Raw genomic sequence first — 2,310 nt, 5'->3', positions numbered from 1 at the left:
CGGGCCGGGCCAGCCGCGAAACAGGCGAAATCGCACACTTTATTGTCCAAGGTTTGCGCGAAATTCCGCACGGCGCGGCAGTTGCGGCAGGGTCCTGTCCGTAATATTCCCCACAAGGCGAGCGGCGGTGCGAGGTCCGTGGTCCGGAAGCGAGAGGCATGGCGACACACGAAGGTCGGGGGCCGGAGCGGGATCGGGACGGCGCGGAACGGACAAGGGCCATGGAGGCGGACCGGACCCTCTACCAGCTGCTGGTGGAGAGCGTGCGCGACTACGCCATCTTTGCCCTGGACCCGGGCGGGCACATCCTCACCTGGAACGCGGGGGCCCAGCGGTTCAAGGGCTACACGCGCGCCGAGATCGTGGGGCAGCACTTTTCCGTCTTCTATCCGCCCGAGGAGCAGGCCGCGGGCAAGCCGGCGTGGGAGCTGGAGGTGGCCGCGCGCACGGGCGTGTACGAGGAGGAGGGGTGGCGCGTGCGCAAGGACGGGTCGCGCTTCTGGGCCAACGTGGTCATCACGGCCCTGCGCGACGCGGACGGCGTGCTGGTGGGCTACGGCAAGGTCACGCGCGACCTCACGGAGCGCCGCCGCACGGAGGACCTGCTGCGGCAGAGCGAGGACCGCTTCCAGATGCTGGTGCAGAGCGTTCGCGAGTACGGCATCTTCATGCTGGACCGCGAGGGGCGCATCAGCAGCTGGAACGACGGGGCGCAGCGCATCGAGGGCTACACGGCCGAGGAGATCATCGGCCGCCACTTCTCCGTCTTCTATCCCCTGGACGACGTGGACCGCGGCAAGCCCGCGTGGGAGCTGGAGGTGGCTTCGCGCGAGGGGCGGTACGAGGAGGAGGGATGGCGGCTGCGCAAGGACGGCGCGCGCTTCTGGGCCAGCGTGGTGATCACGGCCCTGCGCGACCCCACGGGCGAGCTGGTGGGCTTCGCCAAGGTCACGCGCGACCTGACGGAGCGGCGCGAGGCCAGCCAGCGCGCCATGGAGGACGCGCGCCGCATTGCCGCGGCCGAGGCGTCCAGCCGCACCAAGAGCGAGTTCCTCACGTCCATGTCGCACGAGCTGCGCACGCCGCTCAACGCCATCGGCGGGTACGCGGAGCTGCTGGCGCTGGAGGTGCACGGCCCCGTGACGGAGCCGCAGGCGCGCGACCTGGAGCGCATCACGGCCAGCCAGCGGCACCTGCTGTCCATCATCAACGACATCCTGGACTACGGCCGGCTGGAGAGCGGCAACACGCAGTTCGAGATCACCTCCGTGGAGCTGGCGGAGACGCTGGAGGCCGTGGCGGCCATGGTGGAGCCGCAGGCCGGCGCGCGCGAGCTGCGGATGGTGGTGATCCCCTGCCCCGGCGTGTGCGTGCGGGCGGACCGTTTGCGGGTGCAGCAGATCCTGCTGAACCTGGTGTCCAACGCCGTCAAGTTCACCGAGGCGGGCGGGCGCGTGACCGTGGCGTGCGCCGCGCGGCAGGGGATGGGCCTGGTGCGGGTGGAGGACACGGGCATCGGTATCTCGCCGGACGAGGCGGAGTCGATCTTCGAGCCGTTCGTGCAGCTGGGCCGCACGCTCACGGGCGGGCCGGCGGGGACGGGGCTGGGCTTGGCCATCAGCCGCGACCTGGCGCGCGGCATGGGCGGCGACCTCGTGGTGGAAAGCACGCCGGGGCAGGGGTCGGTGTTCACGCTGACGCTGCCGCTGGAGGAATGAGGGCGAGGGGCCCTCACCCGCTCGCTAAAGCTCGCACCCTCTCCCGCAAACTGCGCGGGAGAGGGTGTAAACTTCGGACGGGCATCGTGTGCGGCGCGAGCTTCGTGTCCGGTCGGTTGAAGCCTCGTTCGCGGAGCGCGTCAGCGCGAGACGGGGCTTACCGCTGTCCCAGCGGCGGCTTCAGCCGCTCAGGCTCGGAGCCGGCCCCCGGAGAGATGACAATCCCGAACTCACGCACTCCCGCACTCACGCACGTTTCACCCGATCTCCGTCCGCAGGCGCAGCAGCGCATCCTCGGCCGCGACGAGCTCGCCGCGGGCCTCGTTGAGCTGCTCCTGCTGCACCTGCACGAAGCGGCGGTACGGGGCGATGGACTCGTTCACCCGCTCCTGCGAGTCGCCGATGGCGGCGTGCACCTGCCGCGTGAGCGTCTCGTTGAGCCGCGTGCGCACCTCGGCCACCTTGCGCGAAAAGTCGGCCTTGGCCTGCCGCCGCCGCGCGGGGAGCACGTACAGGCCCGTGGCCGCCAGCACGCTCGCCAGCACGATGCCCGTGATGTCGGCCGCGGCGCTCGTGAGGGCGGCCGTCATGA

At 70.9% G+C, this 2,310-nt stretch carries 1 protein-coding gene and 1 pseudogene; one reads left to right on the top strand and one right to left on the bottom strand.

What is annotated here, in order from left to right; genetic code table 11:
* Nucleotides 1–221 precede the first annotated feature (221 nt).
* The gene (locus tag VFZ20_RS03020) at nt 222–1,718 is read left to right on the top strand and encodes a PAS domain-containing sensor histidine kinase (RefSeq protein WP_329682345.1); all 1,497 of its coding nucleotides are present in this window, start codon (nt 222–224) and stop codon (nt 1,716–1,718) included.
* A 257-nt stretch (nt 1,719–1,975) separates the two neighbouring features.
* Here VFZ20_RS03020 and VFZ20_RS03015 read toward each other — a convergent pair.
* Nucleotides 1,976–2,310 (bottom strand): annotated as a pseudogene (locus tag VFZ20_RS03015) (dynamin); the annotation flags it as partial.

The organism is Longimicrobium sp., from assembly GCF_036280135.1.
Taxonomy (GTDB): Bacteria; Gemmatimonadota; Gemmatimonadetes; order Longimicrobiales; family Longimicrobiaceae; genus Longimicrobium.
This window is presented reverse-complemented; position numbering and strand designations above follow the sequence as displayed.